Source organism: Nocardia albiluteola (genome assembly GCF_018860155.1).
Lineage (GTDB): Bacteria > Actinomycetota > Actinomycetes > Mycobacteriales > Mycobacteriaceae > Nocardia > Nocardia albiluteola.
Map to the genome: position 1 here is coordinate 179241 of NZ_JAHKNI010000015.1, position 21883 is coordinate 201123.

At 66.3% G+C, this 21883-nt stretch carries 16 protein-coding genes; 7 read left to right on the forward strand and 9 right to left on the reverse strand.

Annotation, left to right across the window (positions count from 1 at the left end; translation table 11 throughout):
* The first annotated feature begins 73 nt into the window (after nt 1-73).
* From KO481_RS34690 to KO481_RS34710, 5 genes are all read left to right on the forward strand, one after another.
* A complete protein-coding gene (locus KO481_RS34690) occupies nt 74-3034 on the forward strand; it encodes an FAD-binding and (Fe-S)-binding domain-containing protein (protein ID WP_215922727.1) in 2961 nt (986 codons plus the stop codon).
* 9 nt (nt 3035-3043) lie between these two features.
* Nucleotides 3044-3796 carry a fumarylacetoacetate hydrolase family protein gene (locus KO481_RS34695; protein WP_215922728.1) on the forward strand — a complete coding sequence of 251 codons (753 nt, stop codon included), beginning with the start codon at nt 3044-3046 and terminating at the stop codon, nt 3794-3796.
* 18 nt (nt 3797-3814) lie between these two features.
* Nucleotides 3815-4993: a CaiB/BaiF CoA transferase family protein gene (locus KO481_RS34700; RefSeq protein WP_215922729.1), complete on the forward strand. Its 1179-nt coding sequence runs from the start codon at nt 3815-3817 to the stop codon at nt 4991-4993.
* A 2-nt stretch (nt 4994-4995) separates the two neighbouring features.
* Nucleotides 4996-5796, forward strand: coding sequence for an enoyl-CoA hydratase/isomerase family protein (locus KO481_RS34705; protein ID WP_215922730.1), 801 nt, complete (start codon nt 4996-4998; stop codon nt 5794-5796).
* A gap of 68 nt (nt 5797-5864) precedes the next feature.
* Complete coding sequence (locus KO481_RS34710; RefSeq protein WP_215922731.1) at nt 5865-6314, forward strand: GlcG/HbpS family heme-binding protein; 450 nt, start codon at nt 5865-5867, stop codon at nt 6312-6314.
* A gap of 71 nt (nt 6315-6385) precedes the next feature.
* On the opposite strand, the gene KO481_RS34715 is transcribed toward KO481_RS34710, so the two are convergent.
* From KO481_RS34715 to KO481_RS34735, 5 genes are all read right to left on the reverse strand, one after another.
* Nucleotides 6386-8179: a serine/threonine-protein kinase PknD gene (locus tag KO481_RS34715; RefSeq protein WP_308166888.1), complete on the reverse strand. Its 1794-nt coding sequence runs from the start codon at nt 8177-8179 to the stop codon at nt 6386-6388.
* A gap of 248 nt (nt 8180-8427) precedes the next feature.
* A complete protein-coding gene (locus KO481_RS34720; RefSeq protein WP_215922732.1) occupies nt 8428-8994 on the reverse strand; it encodes a carboxymuconolactone decarboxylase family protein in 567 nt (188 codons plus the stop codon).
* A 38-nt stretch (nt 8995-9032) separates the two neighbouring features.
* Complete coding sequence (car, locus tag KO481_RS34725; RefSeq protein ID WP_215922733.1) at nt 9033-12557, reverse strand: carboxylic acid reductase; 3525 nt, start codon at nt 12555-12557, stop codon at nt 9033-9035.
* Between the two features lie 188 nt (nt 12558-12745).
* Entirely contained in the window at nt 12746-13720 is a 975-nt protein-coding gene (locus KO481_RS34730; RefSeq protein ID WP_215922734.1) for a quinone oxidoreductase family protein, read from the reverse strand.
* Nucleotides 13721-13836: 116 nt separating this feature from the next.
* Nucleotides 13837-14250 carry a PPOX class F420-dependent oxidoreductase gene (locus KO481_RS34735; protein WP_215922735.1) on the reverse strand — a complete coding sequence of 138 codons (414 nt, stop codon included), beginning with the start codon at nt 14248-14250 and terminating at the stop codon, nt 13837-13839.
* A 204-nt stretch (nt 14251-14454) separates the two neighbouring features.
* On the opposite strand from KO481_RS34735, the gene KO481_RS34740 reads away from it, so the two are divergent.
* The gene (locus tag KO481_RS34740) at nt 14455-15288 is read left to right on the forward strand and encodes a MerR family transcriptional regulator (RefSeq protein ID WP_215922736.1); all 834 of its coding nucleotides are present in this window, start codon (nt 14455-14457) and stop codon (nt 15286-15288) included.
* A gap of 850 nt (nt 15289-16138) precedes the next feature.
* Here KO481_RS34740 and KO481_RS34745 read toward each other — a convergent pair.
* Together KO481_RS34745 and KO481_RS34750 are read right to left on the reverse strand one after the other, a co-directional pair.
* Nucleotides 16139-16663 carry a hypothetical protein gene (locus KO481_RS34745; RefSeq protein WP_215922737.1) on the reverse strand — a complete coding sequence of 175 codons (525 nt, stop codon included), beginning with the start codon at nt 16661-16663 and terminating at the stop codon, nt 16139-16141.
* A 534-nt stretch (nt 16664-17197) separates the two neighbouring features.
* Nucleotides 17198-18430, reverse strand: a complete 1233-nt coding sequence (locus KO481_RS34750; protein WP_215922738.1) for a DUF8189 domain-containing protein — start codon at nt 18428-18430, stop codon at nt 17198-17200.
* 723 nt (nt 18431-19153) lie between these two features.
* On the opposite strand from KO481_RS34750, the gene KO481_RS34755 reads away from it, so the two are divergent.
* Nucleotides 19154-19621: a hypothetical protein gene (locus tag KO481_RS34755; protein ID WP_215922739.1), complete on the forward strand. Its 468-nt coding sequence runs from the start codon at nt 19154-19156 to the stop codon at nt 19619-19621.
* A gap of 90 nt (nt 19622-19711) precedes the next feature.
* Here KO481_RS34755 and KO481_RS34760 read toward each other — a convergent pair whose 3' ends face one another.
* Nucleotides 19712-20683: a DMT family transporter gene (locus KO481_RS34760; protein WP_215922740.1), complete on the reverse strand. Its 972-nt coding sequence runs from the start codon at nt 20681-20683 to the stop codon at nt 19712-19714.
* Nucleotides 20680-21840: an acyl-CoA dehydrogenase family protein gene (locus KO481_RS34765; protein WP_215922741.1), complete on the reverse strand. Its 1161-nt coding sequence runs from the start codon at nt 21838-21840 to the stop codon at nt 20680-20682. Before KO481_RS34765 ends, KO481_RS34760 begins: the two co-directional genes overlap by 4 nt.
* Nucleotides 21841-21883: the final 43 nt, after the last annotated feature.

The following is a 21883-nucleotide window of genomic DNA, read 5'->3' on the forward strand; positions in this document are numbered from 1 at the left end:
CGGCCGGCCGCCTGACCGATCGGCCGCCGCGGTGGCGCCTGTTGCGAATAACAACGACTCGAAAGGAATCGTAATGACCTCGCCGACGACTGACACAGCCGCGACCGATCGGTCAGCGGTCACATCGCGTCTGGAGAGTGCGCTCCGCGCGACGATGGACGGCGAGGTCGCCTTCGACGATTACAGCCGCCACATCTTCTCCCGCGATGCCAGCATGTACTCGATAACTCCGCTGGGCGTCGTGTTTCCACGGCACGCCGACGACGTCGCCGCGGCGGTGCGGGCCGCCGGTGAACTCGGGGTGCCGATCGTGCCCCGGGGCGCAGGCACGAGCCTGGCCGGCCAGACCGTGGGACCGGGCCTGGTGCTCGACCTGTCGCGGCACCTGAACCGGATCGTGGAGATCGACCCGGTGGCCCGCACCGCGCTGGTGGAGGTCGGGGTGGTGCAGGATCAGCTCAACCAGGCCGTGGCCGCCTACGGGCTGATGTTCGGCCCGGACACCTCAACCAGCAACCGGGCCACGATCGGCGGGATGATCGGCAACAATTCCGCGGGAAGCGGCTCCCTGACCTACGGCATGACGATCGATCACGTGCGGGCACTGGACGTGGTGCTCTCCGACGGCTCGCGCGCCCGGCTGGAACCCGTCGACGAGGCCGAGCGGAAACGCCGGGCGACGGCGCAGACGCTGGAGGGTCGGATCTACCAGGCACTCCCGGATCTTGTCGTCGCGAACGAGGAGATCATCAGGGCGGGGATGCCGGTGTTCTGGCGTCGCGCCGGCGGCTACCGGCTCGACCGGCTGGTGGGCTTCGGGGAAGACAACCCGTTCGATCTGGCCAAGTTCGTGGTGGGTGCGGAAGGCACCCTGGTGGTCGTCACCCACGCTCTGGTGGACCTGGTGCCCAAGCCCGCGCACACGGTGTACGCCGTCGGCCACTTCATCGACACCGCGAGCGCTATCGCGGCCACCACGGACGCGTTGAGCTGCGAACCCCACCAGGTCGAGCTGATGGACCACACGATCCTGGAATTGTCCCGGCAGAAGATCGAGTACGCCGAGCTCGGGAACATCCTCGTCGGCGACCCGGGTGCATTGCTGTTCGTCTCGTTCAGCGGTGACGACGAAGCGAGCCTGATCGCCAAGCTGGACCGGCTCGACGAGCTCTGGCGGCAGAACGGGCATGGGTATCACACCCTGCGCGCGGTCACTCCCGCCGATCAAGGGGCGTTGCTGAAGGTCCGCAAATCCAGCCTGGGCCTGCTGATGGCCGCCGGCGAGGGCACTCGCCGCCCGCTCGCCTTCGTGGAGGACACCGCAGTCGATCCTGCTCAGCTGGCCGAATACACCAAGCGATTCAAGGAGATCCTCGACGACCACCAGCTGGAGGCGGGGTTCTACGGCCACTGCTCGGTGGGCTGCCTGCACATCCGCCCGTTCGTCGACCTGACCAAACCGGACGAGGTGGCCAAGATGCGCGCAGTCGCCGAAGCGATCAAGGATCTCGTCGCTGAATACGGCGGGGTGAACTCCAGCGAACACGGAGACGGCCTCGCCCGCAGCGAGTTCAACCGGGAGATCTTCGGCGACCAACTATATGAGGTGATGCGCACTGTCAAGCGCATCTTCGACCCCGGCAACGGCATGAATCCGGGCAAGATCGTCGACGCGCCACCGATGACCGAGAACCTGCGCGACCGCGACGCGCTGCCGCCCGCCCCGCCACTGATGACGGCGCTGCAATTCGAGGTCGTCGGCGGCATGCGTGGCGCCGCGGATCGCTGCATGAACATCGGCCTGTGCCGGAAGTCCACCTCGGGCGTGATGTGCCCGTCCTATATCGCGACCAAGAACGAGGAGCACGCCACCCGCGGCCGGGCCAACGCGCTGGTGAAAGCACTGTCCGAACCGGACCCGCACGCCGCGCTGGGCGGCGAGCGGCTGCACGAGATCCTCGACCTGTGCCTGATGTGCAAGGCATGCAAGAGCGAGTGCCCGATGAGTGTGGACATGGCCTCGCTCAAGGCCGAGACGCTCGCGCATCACCATGAGATCCACGGAGTCCCGCTGCGCTCGCGTATCTTCGGCTCGATCCGCCTGCTCAACCGGATCGGCTCGGCGACCGCCCCGCTGTCGAACCTGCCGGGGCGGGCCGGATTCGTGCGCCGGATCATGGACCGTGCTCTCGGCATCACGGCTGCCCGCCCACTGCCCGTTTTCCAGCGGGACAACCTGCCCCGCTGGTTCCGCCGTCACCGGCGGGCCGTGCCCCAGGTCCAGGCGCCGTTGGGCACCGTCAACTGGCTCGCCGACTCTTTCACCACTTTCACCGAGCCACACATAGGCAAGGCGGCCATCGAACTGCTGGAGCGCTCGGGCTGGCGAGTCGAACTCGCGAGTGGTGGCTGCTGTGGTCGGTCGAGCATGTCCAAAGGGCTGCTCGACGACGCGAAGAAGAAGGCGTCGGCGCTGGTCGGCTCGCTCGCGACGAACACAGACCCGGGCTCACCGATCGTCGGCTGTGAGCCGTCTTGCCTGTTCATGCTTCGGGACGAGCACGTCGCGCTGCTGCCCGGCTCGGAGTCGGTGCACGCGGTCGCGGGCCGGGTCAGACAGGTGGAGGAGCTGCTCGTCGAAGCGATCGACGAGGGTCGGCTGACCTTGCGCGCGGATTCCCGGCTCGCGGGGCGGCGGATCGTGTTCCATGGCCATTGCCACCAGAAGGCCGAGGTCGGCACGGCGGCCACGATGGCCTTGCTGCGCCGGATTCCGGGTGCGCATGTCGTGGAGATCGACTCCGGCTGCTGCGGGATGGCCGGCTCGTTCGGTTTCGAGTCGGAGCACTACGAGACGTCCATCACGATCGGTGGAGACCGGCTTTTTCCGGCCCTCGCGGCGGAGCCGGAGGACACCATCGTGGCCGCGACCGGTGTGTCATGCCGGCAGCAGATCTTCCACGGAGCGGGCCGCACCGCGTGGCACCCGGTTGAGCTGGTGCGCGAGGCGCTGGCCGGCCCCGGCCGAGAATAGGAGACAGTCATGCGAATTGTTCGCTATTCGCTCGACGGACAGGCCAAGCGTGGCGTGGTTGTCGGGGATGTGGTGCACAAGTTTCCCGGCGGGAATACCGAGCCGGGCGGGGTGGTGGGGAGGCTGGCGGAGCTGGCGTTGCTTCCCCCGTGCGATCCCCGCACGATCGTCTGTGCCGGCAGCAACTACGCCGGTCAGATCGCCGAGAAGGGCAGGCCCTGGCCGCAGCAGCCACCACTGTTCTTGAAGGCCCCCAACGCGATCACCGGCCCTGACGCGGTGATACTGCGGCCTCGAGAGGTGCAGCGCCTGGAGTACGAGGGTGAGCTGGCCGTCGTCATCGGCCGCACCGCCCGGGACGTGCCGGCCGATCGTGCCGCGGACTTCGTGCTGGGCTACACCTGCGCGAACGACGTCACCGCGCACGATTGGCGAGACGATGGCCAGTGGACCCGCGCGAAGAGCGCGGACACCTTCTGCCCACTGGGTCCGTGGATCGAAACAGACATAGCCGATCCGTCGGCGTTGCGGATCACCACCCGGCTCGGCGGCCGAGTCGTCCAAGATGGATCGACCTCGGACATGGTGTTCGGGGTAGGGGAGCTGCTGGCGTTCGTCACCCGATGGATCACTCTCGAGCCCGGCGATGTGTTGCTGACCGGCAGTCCTGCCGGGGTAGGGCCGATGGCGCCCGGTGACATCGTCGAGGTCGAAATCTCTGGTATCGGCACGCTTCGCAACACAGTGGCCGACCGGGGCTGAAACATGGAGGCGGAGGATATGTTGACGACAGCATCGAACCCACCCTTGACCGGCGTGACCGTGCTCGAGGTCGGCGCGTTCATGGCGGCCCCGTACGCAACGATGCAACTGGCCGACCTCGGTGCCCGCGTGATCAAGGTGGAGAACCCCGACGGTGGCGATCCCGTCCGCGCCACCGGGCCGTTCATCCGCGGGGAAAGCTCCCCGTTCGTGCGGCTGAATCGCAACAAGGAATCGGTCACGCTCGACCTCAAAGCCGAACGCGACAATGCCGCGTTCCGGGAGCTCGTACGCGAGGCAGACGTCCTGGTCGAGAACCTCCGGCCGGGAGCGATGAGCCGGTTGGGACTCGACTATCCGACCCTGCGCGAGGAGAACCCGCGGCTGATCTATGCCTCGGCGTCGGGATGGGGCCAGGACGGCCCCCTCGCCCATCTCCCTGGTCTGGACATCATGGCGCAGGCACGCAGTGGCCTGATGAGTATCACCGGGTTTCCCGGTCACGACCCCGCCAAGGTTGGCGTCCCGATCTGTGACCTCGCGTGTGCCCTCTACATCGCCCTGGCAGTGACCGCGGCGTTGCGCGAGCGAGACCGGTCGGGGGAAGGGCAGCACATCGATGTCTCCCTGCTGGAATCAGGCGTCTCCCTTGCGATATGGGAAGCCGGCATGTATTTCGCCGACGGAACCGTCCCGCGCCCGCACGGATCCGCACATCAGAACAACGCGCCCTACCAGGCGGTGCGGACCGCTGACGGGCACGTCACCATCGGTGCGACCACGCCGAAGACCTGGTCGGCGTTCTGCCACACACTGGGTCTCGACGATCTGCTCTCCGACCCGCGATACGGCGATGCTTACGCCAGGCGGCAGCGTCGCGAAGAGCTCATCGAGGCCATCGAAAGGATCACCACAACCCGGACGTCGCGGTCCATTGTGGACGACCTCGAGCTGGCGGGGGTGCCGTGCGCCCCGATCCTCGATTACGCACAGGTGTTCACCGACGAGACATTGCGACAACGGGATTTTTTCTGGGACGCACCACACCCCACGCTGGGCTCGGCCGAGCAGCTGGGGTCCCCGATGCGCTTCTCCCGCACCCCCGTGCGGCGGGCGCATGCCGGACCACCACTGGGCGATTCGACTGCAACGGTCCGCGCGGAAATGAGTCACGTCGACCGGGAAGGTGACGAGTAGCTATGAGCACATCCGAAGTCGAGATCAGCGCCGAAAACCACGTGCTCACCGTGACGTTCAACCGGCCGGATCAGCGGAACGCAATGACCTGGGCCATGTATGAGGCGCTCGAGCAAGCCTGCGACCGGGCCGACTCCGATAGCGCCATCCGGGTCATGGTCCTGCGCGGCGCGGGCGGTCGCGCATTCGTCGCCGGTACGGACATCAGCCAGTTCACGCAGTTCTCCACGGGTCAGGATGGTGTGGACTACGAGCGCCGGGTGAGCGCGGTGCTCAACCGGCTGCAGGCGGTGACGATCCCCACCGTCGCCTCGATCGACGGCTACTGCGTCGGGGGCGGTCTGGGCATCGCCTGCGCGGTCGACCTCCGGGTCGCGACACCCCGAGCGAAATTCGGAGTTCCGATCGCACGCACACTGGGGAATTGTGTCTCGACGGCCGCCCTTGACCTGCTCGTGCGGAACTTCGGTCACTCACGCACGATCGCGCTCCTGCTGACAGCCGAGTTGATGAGCGCCGAGGAGGCCCATTCGGCGGGATTCCTCGTGGCGGTGGCGGATGATGCGGAAAGAGCAACCGAATCGATCACCGAACGCATCGTGGCACACGCGCCCTTGAGCATGTGGGCATCCAAAGAAGGGCTGCGCAGACTGCACCGCAGCGGACGTGATGCTGACGTGACCGACATCGTCTCGCGCGTCTACGGCTCCGCCGACTTCCGGAACGCGGTTGAGGCGTTCGTGGCGAAGCGAGCGCCGAGCTGGAATGGTCACGGCGACTGGACGACCGGCGAAGGCCCATAGTGCTGGCGGGTACGCGCGGATGCAAAGTCGGAATCAAATAGAGCGATCACTTTTGTTGGAGGTTAGTCATGCCGGTGAGACCGGTCACGTCGATCACGCTGGTTGACGCGCACGCCATCGTGGGCGCGGCGCTGGAGTACGCACACGGCAACGTGTTTCCCCCGATGACCATCGCGGTGCTGGATGCCGCAGGCCAACTCGTGAGCTTTGCCCGGGAAGACGGCTCCAGCCTCCTGCGCGAACACATCGCCCGAGGGAAAGCCCACGGGGCGTTGAACATGGGGGTCGGCAGCCGCAGTCTGGCCGCAATGGCGGCCGCTCGCCCCGCGTTTGTCGACTCCCTCATCGCACTCGCCGACGGCAATCTCGTGCCCGGCCCCGGCGGGGTGCTCGTCCACGACGAGCACGACCGCCTCATCGGCGCGGTTGGGGTGAGCGGCCACCTGCCCGATGACGACGAAGCATGCGCGATCCACGGCATCACCACCGCTGGCCTGCGCGCTGATCCCGGTTGTTGATCCGCGAAGTCAAGCAATCCGACTCCGTAGAACCGGGGGAGCATCACCACCGAATTACGCGGAACGGGGGCTCAGCCGACCGGGAGTTTCACCACCGGATCGGGGCCCAGGTCGGTGATGTAAATGTTGCCCGCCGTGTCGACGGCCACACCCTGGGGATTCTTCAGGCCGGTGAACGGCAGCGGGGTCGGCGTCGACGCGCCCGCCGCCAACCTCACCACCCATTGATTACCCCAGTCCACGACGTACAAGTCTCCCGCCGTGTCGACGGCCACACCCTGGGGATCCTTGAGCCCGGTGAACGGCAGCGTGGCCGGCTCCGACGCGCCCGCCGCCAACCTCACGACCCGCTCGGTACTCAATTCGGTCACGTATACGTTGCCCGCCGTGTCGACCGCCACCCCCTGGGGATCTTGGAGCCCCGTGAACGGCAGCGTGGTCGGCGCCGACGCGCCCGCCGCCAACTTCACCACCCGATCATTACCCCGGTCGCCGACGTACACGTTTCCCGCCGTGTCGACGGCCACACCCTGGGGATCCTTGAGCCCGGTGAACGGCAGCGGGGTCGCCGTCGATGCGCCCGCCGCCAATTTCACCACCCGATTGTTACTCGTGTCGGTGACGTAGATGTTGCCCGCCGTGTCGACCGCCACACCCTGGGGATTACTCAGGCCGGTAAACGGCAGCGGGGTCGGCGTCGATGCGCCCGCCGCCAATTTCACCACCCGATCGTTACCGATGTCGGTGACGTATACATTGCCCGCCGCGTCGACAGCCACATCGGTGGGCGAGCTGACGCCGGTGAACGGCAGCGGAGTCTGTGCCGAGTAGCCCGAGGTGATATGTGTGGGTGAGTTGCCACCGCCTGATCCGAGGCGGACGCCGATGACGACCGCTATGGCGGCCACCACCATAACCGCGACCGCGGCGGCGAGCAGTCCGGCGGTCTTGGGCGACAATCTGATTCGCCGCCCATGGCGGTCAGCCACGCCCTCGGTGGTGCTGACCGCGGAATCGCCCACCGCGGCGCGGGCCGCCGCGGCCAGCTCGTGCACGGTCTGGTAACGATCGTCGGGGTCTTTGGCCATTCCCTTGGCGATGACCGCATCGAACGCAGCCGGTAGATCGGGTGTAATGGTGCTGGGACGAGGCGGCGGGGTATGCAGGTGATGGGCGATCACACCCTGCACCCCCGCTGCGCTCGCAAACGGTGGCCGGCCGGTCAGGCACTCATACAGCACGCACGTCAACGCGTACACGTCCGCTCGGGCATCGGCCTTGACCTCCGCGCTGATCTCCTCCGGCGCCATGTAGGCAACGGTGCCGAGGGTCTCGCCGATCGAGGTCAGCGTACGGTCATCGGTGGCGTGGGCGATCCCGAAGTCGATCAGGTAGGCGAACTCATCGGCCCCCAGCAGGATGTTGGAGGGTTTGACATCGCGATGGACCAGCCCGACGTCGTGGGCCGCCTGCAGCGCGCCGGCCACCTGTGCGACGATCGCCACTGCGCGCCGGGGCGACAAGGCCCCTTCTCGGTTGATCACCGCACGCAGGTCGGTGCCCTCGATCAAACGCATATTCAGATATAGCCGACCGTCGATGTCGCCGAAATCGTGGATGGGGATCACATGCGGCTCGGCCAACCGCGCCACCGCCCGGCACTCCCGGCGGAACCGCTCGCGCAGCTCCTCGTCGTCGGCGAAGCGCTCGGGCAACACCTTGACCGCCACCACCCGGTTGGTCAGCGAATCATGCGCCCGCCACACCTGACCCATGCCACCCTGCCCCAGCAGCGACAACAGCCGATAGCGCCCGAACACCTCCGCTGAGGTGGTGTCCCTGCCGCCAACTGACGTGTCATCCACTATGTCGTCCCGTGACTACCCGACTGGCAAACGGTGTACTTGCTTGCATTCCAACCCCCGCCTGAGCTGGTACCCCATTAGCCAGGCCAGACAGTCGAGAGTCGGCGCTATCCGCCAACAAACCTGTGGCAACTTCAGCGTACCTCTCTGCACACCTGGTCCGGGCGCGCCGCTCGGAGCCTTCGCGCCCGGCTATTTCGATGCCATGACCGGCTGGGTGCAGCAGATAGCGAGTGGCAGCCCGCCTGTCAGGCGTCGAAACCGGGGAGACCCGGTTCGCGTTCGATACCGAGGCTGTTGAGTATGTAGGCAACGAGGTGGTACTGGCCGGCGAGGAACGGTACCTCGATGAGCTGGCGCTCGGTGAAGTGTTTGGAGAGCACGGCCCAGGTTTCGTCACTGATGCATGCATCTTCATGGAGTTCGTCGGCGGCGCGGAGTAGCGCCGCTTCCTCCTCGCTCCACCCCACGGCGTCGGGGCCCTCCTTCACGCGGGCGATTTCCTCGTCGGTGACGCCCACCTTGCGCCCCAGCACGGCGTGTTGCCCGAACTCGTACTCGGATCGGCAATGCCACCCGGTGCGCATCATGCTCAGCTCACGCAGCCGCGGCGGGAGCTCACTCTCGACCGCCAGCCAGGCCGAGAACGGCATCCAGGTGCTGAGCAAGCGCGGATGACGGGACAGCGTATCGAAGGTATTGTCCGTTCCGCTGGAGCCGAGCTTGTCGATCTCCGACTTGGCCTCGATGTCGCGGCCTCTCGGGGGGAGCGGGGTGATACGCGGCGATGTCGGCCGGGGAATCTTCACTGTCATGTGGCTCCTTATGTGCTCATTTGGATGCGGAGCTCGTTTTACAGCAGTCCGAGCTGTTGCAGGTTGGTGATGTATTTGACGATGATCGGCGCGGTGATGTGTGGAATGTCTTTGTCCGGGCCGATTTTCGCCTCTTTTACCGCGGTGTGGAACCGTTCGGCCGGTGCGGGGGCTCCCCGCAGCGGCGGTGCGGGTTGCTGGTAAAAGCGCAATAGTGGCAGCACGGAATGCCGGCGCTGCCGGTCCGGCAGGGCACGCATGGCGGTCTCGAACCAGTCCAGCCAGTCGTGGTAGTCGGGGATGCGTTGGATGGGGTGGCCGGCGGCGATGAGCCAGTCGACGTATTGGTCGAGCCCGATGCCGTCGTCGTGCGGATTGGCCACGTGATATGTCTCGACTCCGGTTTCCAGCTGGGTGCCCAGGGCGGCGATCGCTTCGGCGATGAAGTCGACGGGCAGGCCGTCGTAGTGGGCGCGCTGGCGGTTGCCGTCCTTGTCGAGTTCGTAGAACGAGTAGGGCGCGATACCGGTGGCGACCAGGGACAGCATCAGCCGGGTGAAGATGTCGGGCACGTTGAGCTGACCGACGTATTCGGTGTCGGTCATGATCATGTCGCAGCGGAACACGGCGACCGGCAGCCCGCACCGATCGTTCGCCTCCCGCAGCAGCACTTCGCTGGCCCACTTGCTGGTGTTATAGCCGTTGGCGTAGCTGTCGTCGAGTCTGCGGGTCGGGTTGATGGTGCGGATGTCGGCGGTTTCGGTGAACTGCGACGGTGGGGTCTGGTCACCGACTCCGAGGGTCGACACGTAGCCGTACGGCTTGATCCTGGCGGTCAGCGCGAGCCGGATCAGTTCGGCGGTGCCTACCACGTTGGGGCCGAACAGCTGGCTGTAGGGCAGCACGTGGTTGACCAGGGCGGCCGGGTCGACGATCAGGTCGACGATATCGGCCAGCCGCTGCCAGGTCTGTTGATCCAGCCCGAGGTGCGGTTCGCTCTTGTCGCTGGCGATCACCTGCAGGTGCTGGGCGGCCAGCTCGCGGTAGTGCGCCAGTAGCACCGGGTCTCCGCTGTCGAAGGTCCGGTCCAGCCGGGCCCGGGCGGCGGTGTCATCCTTGCCGCGTACCAGACAGATCAGTGTGCCACCGGCGGGGGCCAGCCGCTCCAGCCACTCCAAGGCCAGGAACCGTCCCAGGAACCCGGTCGCACCGGTAAGCAGCACGGTGCGCACGTGTGCGCGGCGCCGCGGCAGCGTCGGCGCAGCCGCCAGTGTCGCGGCGTCGATGAACTTGTCCAGGGTCAGGTCGCGGGCGGTCACCTCGGTGACCTCCCCGTCGCCTGCGCGGCCGTGCACGCCGGCGAAGGCAGGCCGTTCGGCGCCGGGTTGTCGCTGCGCCTGGATGTAGTCGGCGAGGGTCTGCAGGTCGGCGGCCGGGCTGATGATGACACCCACCGGCACGTCGATGCCGAAGATCTCGTGTAGCAGGTTGGCAAAGGTCAACGCGGACAACGAGTCTCCGCCCAGGTCGCTGAACTGTGCATCGGGACGCAGCTCGGTGTCCGCTGTGCCGAGCAGCGCTGCCGCGGCCCGTCTGATCGTCTGCAGCACCGGCTGGTCGCCGCCCTCGCGGCGGAGCCGGCGCAGCTCGTTGTCCTGACCCTGGGCCAGATCGTCATACAGCCGTTCCAGCCGCTGACCGTACCGTTGCTTCAGTGTGGGGCGCGCTATTTTGCCGATGCCGGTCAGCAGGCCGTTTTCCTGGCTGAACGGCGCCGGTTCGATGAGGAAGTCGCGCGGGATCTCGTAGGAGCGCAGCCCGGCCGCTTTCGCTACATCCTGTAGCGATGCGCTGATCAGTGGTTTCAGCTCGTCGCCAGCATGGTCGGCGAGGGCCTGGCCGGTGGGCACGATCACCGCCAGCAGGTAGGGGCGGGCGCTGTTGCCGTAGAGGTAGATCTGGTGAACCAGCGGGCTGGTTTCGAATACGGCCGCCAGCTTGGAGACTGCGACGAACTCGCCCTGGGACAACTTGATCACGTTGTTGCGCCGATCGGTGAACTGGAATATCCCCGGTGCGATCTCGGCGAAGATGTCGCCGGTGCGGTAATAACCGTCGGCGTCGTACACCTCAGCGGTGACGTCCGGCCGCTTGTAGTAGCCGGCGAACATGTCCTCGGACTTGACCAACAGCTCGCCTCGCGGGTGGGGCTGATCGGTGCGGAGGTACCCCAGCTCAGGAACGTCGGCGAGCTTGTAGTCCAGCGTCGGCGGACGTTGCACCCGGCCGTCGACGAACACGAATCCGTCCTCGGTGGAGCCGTACATTTCCAGTACGTGCAGGTCGAGGGACCGTTCGGCCCATGCCCTGACCTCGGCTGACAGAGAGGCGGAGCCGGTAATCGCCGACACGACCCGCCCACCGAACAGATGCCGGATCAACTCGGCCGTGACCTCCGCGTTCAGTGTCTCCTGGTCGGTGCCGTGGACAGGCCGGCGGTCCAGCTCGCGGTGGTACTCATCGAAGAGCATCTCCCAGACGCGCGGCACGAACATCACGTCGGTCGGACGCACCAGCGCCAGGTCTTCGAACAGCGTCGACAGGTCGGGCTTGGCGGCGAAATAGGCCGTGCCGCCGCTGCCGAGCGACCCATACACGATATGCCGGCCCATGGCATGGCTCATCGGCACGAAGTTGAGCGTGATGGACGCAGCACCATTCGGCCAGGACGGTCCGCGCGACCGGCGCCACAAGTTCGCGATCAGCCGCTCGGGATACATCGCACCCTTGGGTGCGCCGGTGCTGCCGGAGGTGTAGATCAACAGCCGCAGCGGATCGGGCTCGCCGGACACGAACGCCGGCCCGGCGGGAAGTCGCCGGCCGCGTGCGACGACGTCGGCCAGGGTTTCCGCGACCGCCGCGCCGCTCGCCTCGGCCAACCGGGCGCGGGCGGCTTCGATCGCCTCGGAGTGGTCGTCGACCTCGCCGTGATGGTCGAACACGACCAGCCGAGCGGGAGCGTCGCCGGTCAGCATCAGGTCGACGGCGGTGGACAGCTGGTCGATGCTGGCGGCGATCACGGTCGGCTCGGCCTCGGCGACAATGGACCGCAACTGGGTGACCCCGGCGCCGGTCTGCAACGGCACTGCTACTGCCCCCAGGCGCATCAGCGCCAGGTCGACGGTCGCGTAGTCCACGCTGGCGAAACCCAGGACACACACGCGGTCCCCGGGCCGCACCGACTCGTTCGTCCAAGCGGCGGCGATCGCGCCGGCGCGGTCCCACAATTCGGCGTAGGTGATGGTCTCGAAACGGGCCAGCAACTGGGCCGCGGTGCGGCCGGTGGCTGGGTCCGTAACGAACTGCACCGCGCGCTGCCCGAGTGCGGGCCGGTCGGCGTAGCCGTCCATCACGGTCTGCACAAGCTGCGGCAGCCGCAGTCCCGGCTGCTGGATCGCTGCGGTGATCGCCTCGTCCGGGCGGGCAGCGGCGAACTGCGCGTCGGTGGCGGACAAGTCTTGAATGCGGCGCGCGAGCCGCTCGGCACCGGTATCGGTGGACATCGAAACCTCCTCGTGGAATGAACCTTCCGCTGGGAATGCACTTCGGAGGCCGGCGGCGTTGTCGGTCTGCCATGAAGCGGTGTCCGAGCCGATCCGGCTGAACCCGGGTTACGAACCGGGGTCGGACTCGGTCACGTGGTCAGCGACGCGGGAGCCCGCTGGGGCTGCGGACTTCCCCGGTCCGACGGTCAGGGGATGAGCAGGAGCTTGCCGACGGTCTCCTGGGATTCAAGATCCCGGTGGGCGGCGGCAGCGTCTTCGAGAGGGTAGGTGCGGTCGATCAGGACGTCCAGGGTGCCGTCCTCGATCCACCCCATCACCTGTTCCGCGCGCTGACGCCACTGCGCGGCCGTCATTTCCGGGCCATCGGGCCGGGCACGCACAAGGTGCACCCCGTGCGGCACGTCCAGCAGGTCGATCGGCGGAATCAGTCCGCCCGAGTAGCCGTACGAAACGAAGATCCCGCCGACGCGTAGGACCGAGACGCTCACATCGAACAGCGCCTTTCCGGTTCCGTCGAACGCGACGTCCACACCGTTGCCGCCGACCAGTTCCCGGATCGCCGAGCCCAGGTCCTCGATCTCATCACGCACCAGCACCTGCCAGGCACCGGCCTCGCGGGCCGCGCCCGCCTTGTGCGCCCGTGACACCGTGGCGATCACCCGGCCACCCCGGTGGGCGGCCAACTGGGTGAGCATGCGGCCGACGCCGCTGCCGGCGGAGTGCACGAGCACCACCGCATCCGGCCAGACGGGGACGGACACCTGGGTCAGGTACTGTGCCGTCATCCCCTGCATCAGCCCGCCCGCGGCAGCTTCGAAGCTCACCCCTTCGGGAATCGGCACGAGGCTATCGTTCGGTACTGCCACCATGTCCGCGTAGCTCCCCGGGACACCCACCCAGGCGACCCGGTCGCCCACCTTCGCGGTGGCCTGGTCACCGGCCGCCGTCACGATACCCGCTCCGTCGACCCCCAGAATGAGCGGCGGTTCATGGTTGAAGTGGGCCGCGGGCATGCCGCGACGGACGTAGGTGTCCATAAGGTTGAGGCCGGCGGCCTTCACTTCGACGACCACTTCGCCGGGCCCCGGCTGGGGAACCGGCCGTTCCTCGACGAACAACACGTCAGGAGACCCGTGTTGCGACGCTGTGACGAATCGCATGCTCTACCCTTTCGGTTCGGTGCCGAAGTGGCTTCTCGGCACGGTGAGATCGACGGCCCGGGCAACCGGTACGACCGTGCACACCTGGTCTGATCTCGGGGCCACTGCCGGCTGGGCTAATGCTTGCTGAACCCGGTCGGGCGCACCACGATGACCACCCAGTCCGGGGCGTCGGCGGGAGCCTGCCCCGGGGGCGGGGCGTCGGGGGGAGGCTCCGAGCCTTTGTAGCGGTCGGCGATACGCAGGAAGAAGCTCGCCTCTCGATCAGGGTCGATGCGCTCGACGTTGCCGCGAACTTCCAGGTAGCGGTACGGATCGTCGGGATCCGAGATCGACATGGCCACCCGCGGGTTGATCTGTACATTGCGGTATTTCTGGCGCTTGGTGGTGTGCGCGAACCGAAGCAGCTCGCCGTCCCAGTCGAACCACATCGGACTCACCTGCACCGCACCGTCAGGCCGGGTCGTCGCCAGATGCCCGTACAGCGGGCGTTCCAGCAGATCGTCGTATCCGGCGGGAACCGCAACCATGATTTGCTCCTATCTGACGATCTTGCCGTCACGGACGCTGAAGTAGTTCGTCGTCAGGTCGATCTCTTCCATACTCTTGTCTCCCAATTCGTGGCCGGCGCGGTGGTGCAGCCGGTGATCCCACCGTGCGCGCTCACACCGTGGGCGAGTCAAGGCTCGTTCGGGGCGTGAGTCTCCCCCAGCGGGAGAGTGCACACTGAAGCCATGAGTTCACCCACGCTGCTGGCCATCGGGGACTTCTCCCGTGCGACGCAGCTGAGCGTGAAGATGCTGCGCCACTACCACCAGATCGGGCTGCTCGAGCCCGTCGACGTCGATCGCGCCACCGGCTACCGCCGCTACAGCACCGACCAGATCTCCACAGCACAGATCATTCGCCGCTTCCGCGCTCTAGAAATGCCGCTCGACGAGATCCGCACCATGATGAGCACCACCGACATTCGTCACCGCAACGAACTGATCAACGCGCACCTCATGCGACTGGAATCCCAACTCGCGCACACCAAACGCGCCGTTGAGTCGCTGCGTGAACTGCTCGAACCCGGACCTGCTGCCTTGGAAGGCCGGATCGGCTACCGCAGAGTCGAAGCGACCGACACCGTCGCGATCAGCGAGGTCGTCAACTTCAGTGATGCGCTGACGTGGGTCCAGGGAGCGTTGGCGGAGCTGTACGCCACAGTGACCGCTGAAGGCGCGCGCATCCGCGGAACGGCGGGGGGCATCTTCGCCGACGAGCTAGTTGCCAATGAACGAGGACGGGCGACGGTTTTCGTCCCGTTCGCCGGCGACATCCGACGCACCGGACGCCTCATCGAACTCGTGGTGCCCGCCGCCGAACTGGTCACCGTTGTGCACGCCGGCTCGTATCACGACTTCGACCTGGCCTACGGCGCCCTGGCCACCCACGTCGCCCAACACGCAATCCCCGTCGATGAGCCCATTCGCGAATACTTCCTCGTCGGCCCCCAAGACACCCGCGACGAAACGGCCTGGCGCACCGAAATCGGGTGGCCAGTCTTTCACACCGCCACCGCCTGAGTGGCAAACAGTTGGCCGGCCCCATTAGTGCGAAACACTCGTTCGAGCTCAATGGCCAGGGATCCTGCTTTGCCGCCGGGTGATTTGACGTTCCGAGGACCGGTCATGGAGGTCGAGTATCCGATGCGGGGGTCCTCCGGGGTCGCCCGGTGGGGAAGCCGTGCAGTTCGGCCCTGACGGGAGTAATCGCCTTGCGCTGCACTTCCGTTGTCGCCGAACATGATTCGTTGGGCTCGTGACCGGTTGGTCCGGCCACGCCCGATCGTCGCGGAGATGACCGTCGGTGGCGGTGCCGAACGTCGATACCTCGCCAGACCGATGAGTCTCATGAACCTCTTTGTGGGGTCAGGGGTTCGAGTCCCCTTAGCTCCACAGATCGGCAAAGCCGCAGGTCAACATCCTGCGGCTTTGTTGCATATGTGTAGTAACCCGAACCGCTTCCGTGCTTCAGCGCGCACATCCGAGGCATGTCGTGCACAAGCTTCTGGATGGGCTCGTGGCTGTCGTCGCTCGTTGTCGATGGCGGAAGTCGGCGGTGGCACAGCCAGCGCGGACGGATGCTGGGTGTCGGTTGCCACCGTTGTGGGACCACCTTGTTGCCAGTCGTGGGACCACCAACAGCAGTACGGAAGTAGAACGGGTTATCGCGCTGTTGATTGGCGGACACCGCGTTCCCGTACGGCCGATATGCGGCAAGAGCGGATGTCGGCTTGCTACGACCTGTCTACGTCACTGATGAGAACGGCGCCCGAGTCGACCTCCGATGGATGGAGTCCCGAGATGAGGAGCGCCGCAATCGGGAATTGAGTACTGTCTCGCAGAACTGATGGTCCCACGAAACTAGTCGCACTCAGACATCGAACAGTGGCTCGTAGGCTGTTCCTTCTGCCGTGAAGATCAGCATATAGTCCTGCCCCGCCTGGGCTGTGCGCTCTCGGAGCCGTTCCAGCACTTCAGATTCGGTCGGCAGCGAAAGCCTCAATGCCGCTGCAGCCCGGTCACGCTCGTCCGGTATGGAAGGGATATCCTCCAGAAACTCTTCCGCCAATTCGCGGCTCTCCTCCACGGTGAACGACCGACAGTCGCGCCACCAAGGCACCACGAGCAACAGCTGCAATAACTCACGTAAGCCCACCGCAACGAGCCCGGCCCGCCCCTCCGAGTCGGCGTACAGGATCGGACGCTCATCACCGCCATCGCCGCAGAAGAAATACGTTCCCCCGCTACCGTCCCCGGCGACCCCTTCCAACCGAGCACCCGAGGCCAGGTGCACATCCTCAACGTGGTCCGCCCTGTCGAGATCGAAATCCCCAGGCCATCGCAAGAATTCGGCAACCTCCACACGGTCCCGGATCTCAGTCAGCAGCGTCGACATGACCCAACCGTAACGACCTTGAACCAAGCACGGATCCCAAACCCGTCACAGCCGGACCGACATCGCCGAGCAGAGCGGGCGTGGCGGTCATCGCACGGCATTCGGCATTTCCGGACGTTCGGTCGCCGTAGCCATGATCGGTCCGTATAGCGGATCTGGAACTTGTTCTCTCAGTGGATCACCTGCAGTTGGTGGTCCCACCACTGGCAACAAGGTGGTCCCACAACGGTGGCAAACGACACCTGGGCTGCGTCGTCGGGGGTCGGTCGGTCAGGCCGTACACGCTGCACTCGTGCGCTTGCTGTACCTGGAACGAGTGAGCGCTCGTGCCGAATAGCGCGTTCGGCGGGTGCCCGTCGTCAGTCACGAAGCATCTCCCGCCGGGCACCGCGGAGAGAGACGCGTGGTGCCGCAGATGTCCTGGTCGGGCCGAGGTGCGATATCTCGGCTGGACCCCGCTATCGCACCATTCGATTTCTGCGATCAGGGATGGATGGGTCGCCTACCCTCGATGACACTATCCTCGGGCGGTAGTCAGAAGATGCCGCCGCGGTGCACGCACATCAGTTGGTCTTTGGTGCTGTTCTTGTCGCGGTAGACGATCAGTGCCGGTGTGGTGTCGCTGGCGTGCTTGGTGAGTTCTCTGTCGGGGGTCCAGGCGCTACCGGTGGGGGTGTCCAGGCGGGTCCACCACAGGCTTCGGTCGTTGTTTCCGCGGTGCACGCAGTACAGCTTGTTCTTGAACACTGCCAGCGCCGGACCGGCGGAGGTGTAGTGGCCAGGAAACTTGACGTCCGGGCTCCACGTGGTGCCGTCGAAGGTGGTGTACCACAGGCTTTTATCGCTGCCGTTGCCCTTGTGCACGCAGTACAGGTTGTTGCCGAACACCGCGAGCGCCGGGGTGCTGTCGGTCGCCACCCGAGGGATCTCCGCGTCATTGATCCATTGCGAGGTGTTGCTGTCCAGGCGGGTCCACCACAACCTGGCGTCCGAGCCCACTCCGCGGTGCACGCAATACAACTTGCCGTTGAAAACCGCCAGCGCCGGACCCACACCGGTGGTGTGCTGGGGGAACCGCACATCCTGTCCCCAGGAGCTGGTCGGGCTTGTTTTCCGTGCATGCCAGAGGTTTTCGTCGCCGTTGCCTTTGTGGACGCAGTGCAGCTGGTCGCCGAACACGGCCAGTGCAGGGCCGTACTGGCTGGCGTGCTGCTCGAGACGGGCATCCCCGGACCAGCCCGTGTCGGGATCGTAGACGGTCTGCCACAAGCCGGCGTCGGAGCCACCGCCGCGATGCACGCAATATAGTTGCCCGCCGAAAGTGGCCAGCGCCGGGTTGGATTCGCTGGCATGCGCCGGGAACTTCTCGTCCTCGCTCCAGCCCTCGTCCTCCTCGAACACCGTCCACCACAGACTGGTGTCACTGACCGGCGGCGGGTTGTACGGCGTCGGGACCAGCGCGGCGATACAGATCCACGGCGAGGTCAGCCTCACCCCCTGGCCGCGATCGACCTGTTTCATGATCACACTGTGGGCCTTGCAATAGGCGCTGACCAGAGTCCCGATCGGGGACGACAGGAACTGGCCCACGATGGTGCCGATCCGCGGGTATATCTCGGCCGACAAATTGGTGGCCTCGTGGTTGAGGATGATCCGGAATCCCCACCACCGCGTTTGCACCGAAACCTCCGGATCGCCGCGCAATTGAGCAATTTCGGCCCGTGCCTGCTGTCCCGCGTCGATGTCTTCGACGGTGGGTGGGGTCATGCCCGGTGGCAGGTAGGACCGGTCCTGCGCTGGTTCTGAGCCGTCGTCGGCTGATCTGGCGGGCGAGCCTTTCGACAGACATGATGATGTCCCTCTGTTCGTGGACCGCCGTTCCCGCCGAGGACGCGCACGGCATGCGCGTCGAGCCTCCGGCGGCATCGGCGGGCGGCCACGGGAACGATGAACACAGCTATGAGCTTCGGACCGAAGCCACTGACCCGGTACCCCAGCGCCACTTGAGGATCATCCCCCAGCACGCGTGTGCGCGACGTCCGATTCCGCAAGTTCCTCCGAGGACCGACGCTCGAAGTCACCGAATACGTTCCGCCACCTCGAAATCCGCTCCCGGACCGCGCGCCCTGACCGCCGACGTCGCCGACCCAACTTAGGCAAGCATCGAGAAACGCCCTATATTAGCCGCATATCGAGCAGGTTCCGTGGGTTGCGGCGGGAGCAGGACATCGCGGGTGTCCAGCCGCCCACCATTTGGCGCGTGACGCGTGTCGATCGCCGACGATTCACCGTACCCGCAGGTCATGCCTTGGATGTCACCTGCCGCGTGCCTACCGGCTTGATGCGCAGCGGAGGCCCTTCGGCCGTGGGGTGGTTCGGGTTGATTAGCGTTAGGACCACAGAAATCACAGGTCAGGCCAGTTTTTCGGATTCTGCGGGTGAGTCGATGAGTGCGCGCTGATCCAGGGGCAGCCGAAGGCGCGGCGCCGAATGTCGATGCCGCTGGTTGTGGTCGTCTCGATCATCGACGTGATCTTCACCGCCCGCCCGTCGACAGTGGAGTCGAACTGGAAGTCCAACGCCCACACTACTTTCGGCGCATCAGCATCGACCGGCGGCACCGACGAGGCACCGGGCCTGCTTGCGTGGCGAGTGTTCGCGCACCTGCAGGCCCTCCTCACGCCACAGCCGATGCACCATTCTTCAGGTTCACCCCGTGGCCCTCGTCGAACCGCAGCGCCGCCCACGCCCGCCGGAACCCGTGCCTTCTACCGCAGCAAGCTCTATGTCTTGTGCAGGCGCATCAACACCTATCTGATGCGTTGGGTCAGAAGGAAATACAAACGGTTGCGTGGATTCAAGAAGCGTCGTGCATGGTGGCATGCCATGAACGAGCACTGCCCGAGGACGTTCGCCCACTGGGAATGGACCCGCAGTTACCTGCCGACTGAATGGTAAGAGCCGTGTAACGAGAGATTGTTGAGCACGGTTCTGTGAGGACCCGGGGGGTGATTCCCTGGGCTACTCGACCACACGAGTCGGCATTGTTCACAGGCTCGATCGTGCGGACGATCGCGCAGCGGCACTACATCGATCCCGAGGGCGGGACGGTTTTGGTCGGGTGGCCCACGGCAGCAGCCCGCAGGCAGCGAGGATCACCGTGACGCCGACCCATTGGATGGGCTCGAGCTGCTCGGAGAGGACGCATGCGGCCACGACCACGCCGACGATCGGTTCGAGCAGACCGATCAGGCTCATCCGGACGGAGCCGAGGCGGCGCACCGCGTAGAAGGCGCCGCTGATGCCGATCGGGATGACCACGAGTCCCTGCAGGACGACGGACCGCCAGCCGTCGGCCGTCAGTGCGAAATCCTGGTCGGTAGCCAGGGCGAGAGTCATGATCGAGACGGTGGTGCCGACGGTGACCAGCCCGGACGCGGCGACCGCGCCGACCTGGCGGACCCACCGTTCCCCGAGCGCCAGGTACAGGGCGTAGCCGGCGGCGCTGAGCACGGCCATCGCCGCGCCCGCGGCGCTGAACGCGCTCGAGCCGGACCCTGCCACCAGGGCGATGCCGGCCATCATCGCGCCGCCGAGGATCGCGACGGGAATGCCGATGCGCTGCCTGTATAACAGCCACACGAGCAGCAGCACGAACACCGGATAGATGTGGACCAGTACCACCGCCACCTGGGCGCCGGTCGCCGTGATGGCGGCCTGGTACGCGAGCATCTGCAGGCCGAAGATGGGGCCGCACAGCAGCGTCAGACCGAGCACGGCTGGCAGCGGGAGCTCTCGGAGCCGGCCAGTGGCGGCGGCGAACCCGAGGATGAGCACGCCGCTGACACCCCCGGAGAGGGTCGCCTGCACCAACAGCGACACCCCGTGGGCGTAGGCCACCGCCGTGATGGTCGGGGATAGGCCGTAGGCCACCGCGGAGGCGACCCCGCCCACCCAGGCGCCGGCGCGACGAGCTTCTCCCGAACGCGCCAGCCGGCCGGCGCCTGGGTCTCGGGTCATCCCAGGTTCCGGGATATGACCAAGCGCATGATGTCCGAGGTGCCCTCCTCGATCTCCTCCAGCTTGACGTCGCGCATCCACTGCTCCACCGGGTATTCCCGCGAGTAGCCCCAGCCGCCGAGAGTCTGCACGGCCGCGTGGGTGACGAACATCGCGGTCTCGGACGCAGTCAGCTTGGCCATCGCGGCCATCCCGGTGGCGTTGACGCCGGCATCGATCGCGCGGGCGGTGTTGAGCACCATCAGCCGGGACACCTCGATCCGGGTCGCCATGTCCGCCAGGCGGAACGCGACGGCCTGGTGCTCGATGATCGGCTTGCCGAACTGCTTGCGGGTGCGGGCGTACTCGAGCGCGTACTCGTAAGCTGCGCGGGCGGCACCGACCGCGGCGGCGCCGAGCACCGCGCGGGAGATGTCGAACGTCTCCATCAGGCCGTAGAAGCCCTGCCCCTCGTCGCCGAGCCGGTTCTCCTCCGGCACGAACACGTCGTCGAAGAACAACTCGCGGCACACGATCGCACGCTGGCCCATCTTCTTCATCGGCTCGCCCCAGGTGAAGCCGGGAGTGTCCTTGGTGAGCAGGAAGGCGGTCACGCCCTTGGACCGCTCGTTGCGGTCGGTCTTGGCGAAGACAACATACTGGTCCGCGGCGCCGGCGTTGGAGATCCACGCCTTCTGGCCGTTGATCTTGTAGCCACCGGCCACGCGGGTGGCGGTGGTGATGATCGAGGCAGCGTCGGAGCCGGAGCCGGGCTCGGTGGTGGCCAGCGCGGTCATCAGCGGGGTGGTGCCCGTGAGCGGCCGCAGCCACTTCTCCTTCTGCTCGGCGGTGCCGAGTGCCATCAGCGGGTCGGAGAAGAAGCCGTTGGAACACACCAGGTTCCCGATCCCAGGGTCGCCCCAGCACAGCTCCTCCTGCACGAGGCACTGGGTGAACACGTCGGTCATGCCGCCGCCGCCGAACTCCTCGGCGATCATGAAGTCGGTGATGCCGACCTGGGCGGCCTTCTGGAAGATGTCGACGGGGGTCACCACGTCGGCCTCGTCGACCTCGCGACCGCGGGGCCGTATCTCCTTCTCGGCGAAATCGCGGCAAAGCTTCACGATCTCACGCTGCTCGTGGGTCAGCGGCCAGGCTTCGAACTGGTTGGTTGCCATGGTGGGCCTTTCCTGGGGGGTTGTTCAGGTGATGGGGGCGACA

Excerpts from the sequence above, each read along its gene's own strand:
- KO481_RS34755 (WP_215922739.1), top strand. The coding sequence starts at position 19,154 with ATGTCGATGCCGCTGGTTGTGGTCGTCTCGATCATCGACGTGATCTTC.
- KO481_RS34735 (WP_215922735.1), bottom strand. The coding sequence starts at position 14,250 with ATGGTTGCGGTTCCCGCCGGATACGACGATCTGCTGGAACGCCCGCTG.
- KO481_RS34695 (WP_215922728.1), top strand. The coding sequence starts at position 3,044 with ATGCGAATTGTTCGCTATTCGCTCGACGGACAGGCCAAGCGTGGCGTG.
- KO481_RS34740 (WP_215922736.1), top strand. The coding sequence starts at position 14,455 with ATGAGTTCACCCACGCTGCTGGCCATCGGGGACTTCTCCCGTGCGACG.
- car (WP_215922733.1), bottom strand. The coding sequence starts at position 12,557 with ATGTCCACCGATACCGGTGCCGAGCGGCTCGCGCGCCGCATTCAAGAC.
- KO481_RS34710 (WP_215922731.1), top strand. The coding sequence starts at position 5,865 with ATGCCGGTGAGACCGGTCACGTCGATCACGCTGGTTGACGCGCACGCC.
- KO481_RS34700 (WP_215922729.1), top strand. The coding sequence starts at position 3,815 with ATGTTGACGACAGCATCGAACCCACCCTTGACCGGCGTGACCGTGCTC.
- KO481_RS34720 (WP_215922732.1), bottom strand. The coding sequence starts at position 8,994 with ATGACAGTGAAGATTCCCCGGCCGACATCGCCGCGTATCACCCCGCTC.
- KO481_RS34730 (WP_215922734.1), bottom strand. The coding sequence starts at position 13,720 with ATGCGATTCGTCACAGCGTCGCAACACGGGTCTCCTGACGTGTTGTTC.
- KO481_RS34750 (WP_215922738.1), bottom strand. The coding sequence starts at position 18,430 with ATGACCCCACCCACCGTCGAAGACATCGACGCGGGACAGCAGGCACGG.
- KO481_RS34765 (WP_215922741.1), bottom strand. The coding sequence starts at position 21,840 with ATGGCAACCAACCAGTTCGAAGCCTGGCCGCTGACCCACGAGCAGCGT.
- KO481_RS34705 (WP_215922730.1), top strand. The coding sequence starts at position 4,996 with ATGAGCACATCCGAAGTCGAGATCAGCGCCGAAAACCACGTGCTCACC.
- KO481_RS34745 (WP_215922737.1), bottom strand. The coding sequence starts at position 16,663 with ATGTCGACGCTGCTGACTGAGATCCGGGACCGTGTGGAGGTTGCCGAA.
- KO481_RS34690 (WP_215922727.1), top strand. The coding sequence starts at position 74 with ATGACCTCGCCGACGACTGACACAGCCGCGACCGATCGGTCAGCGGTC.
- KO481_RS34760 (WP_215922740.1), bottom strand. The coding sequence starts at position 20,683 with ATGACCCGAGACCCAGGCGCCGGCCGGCTGGCGCGTTCGGGAGAAGCT.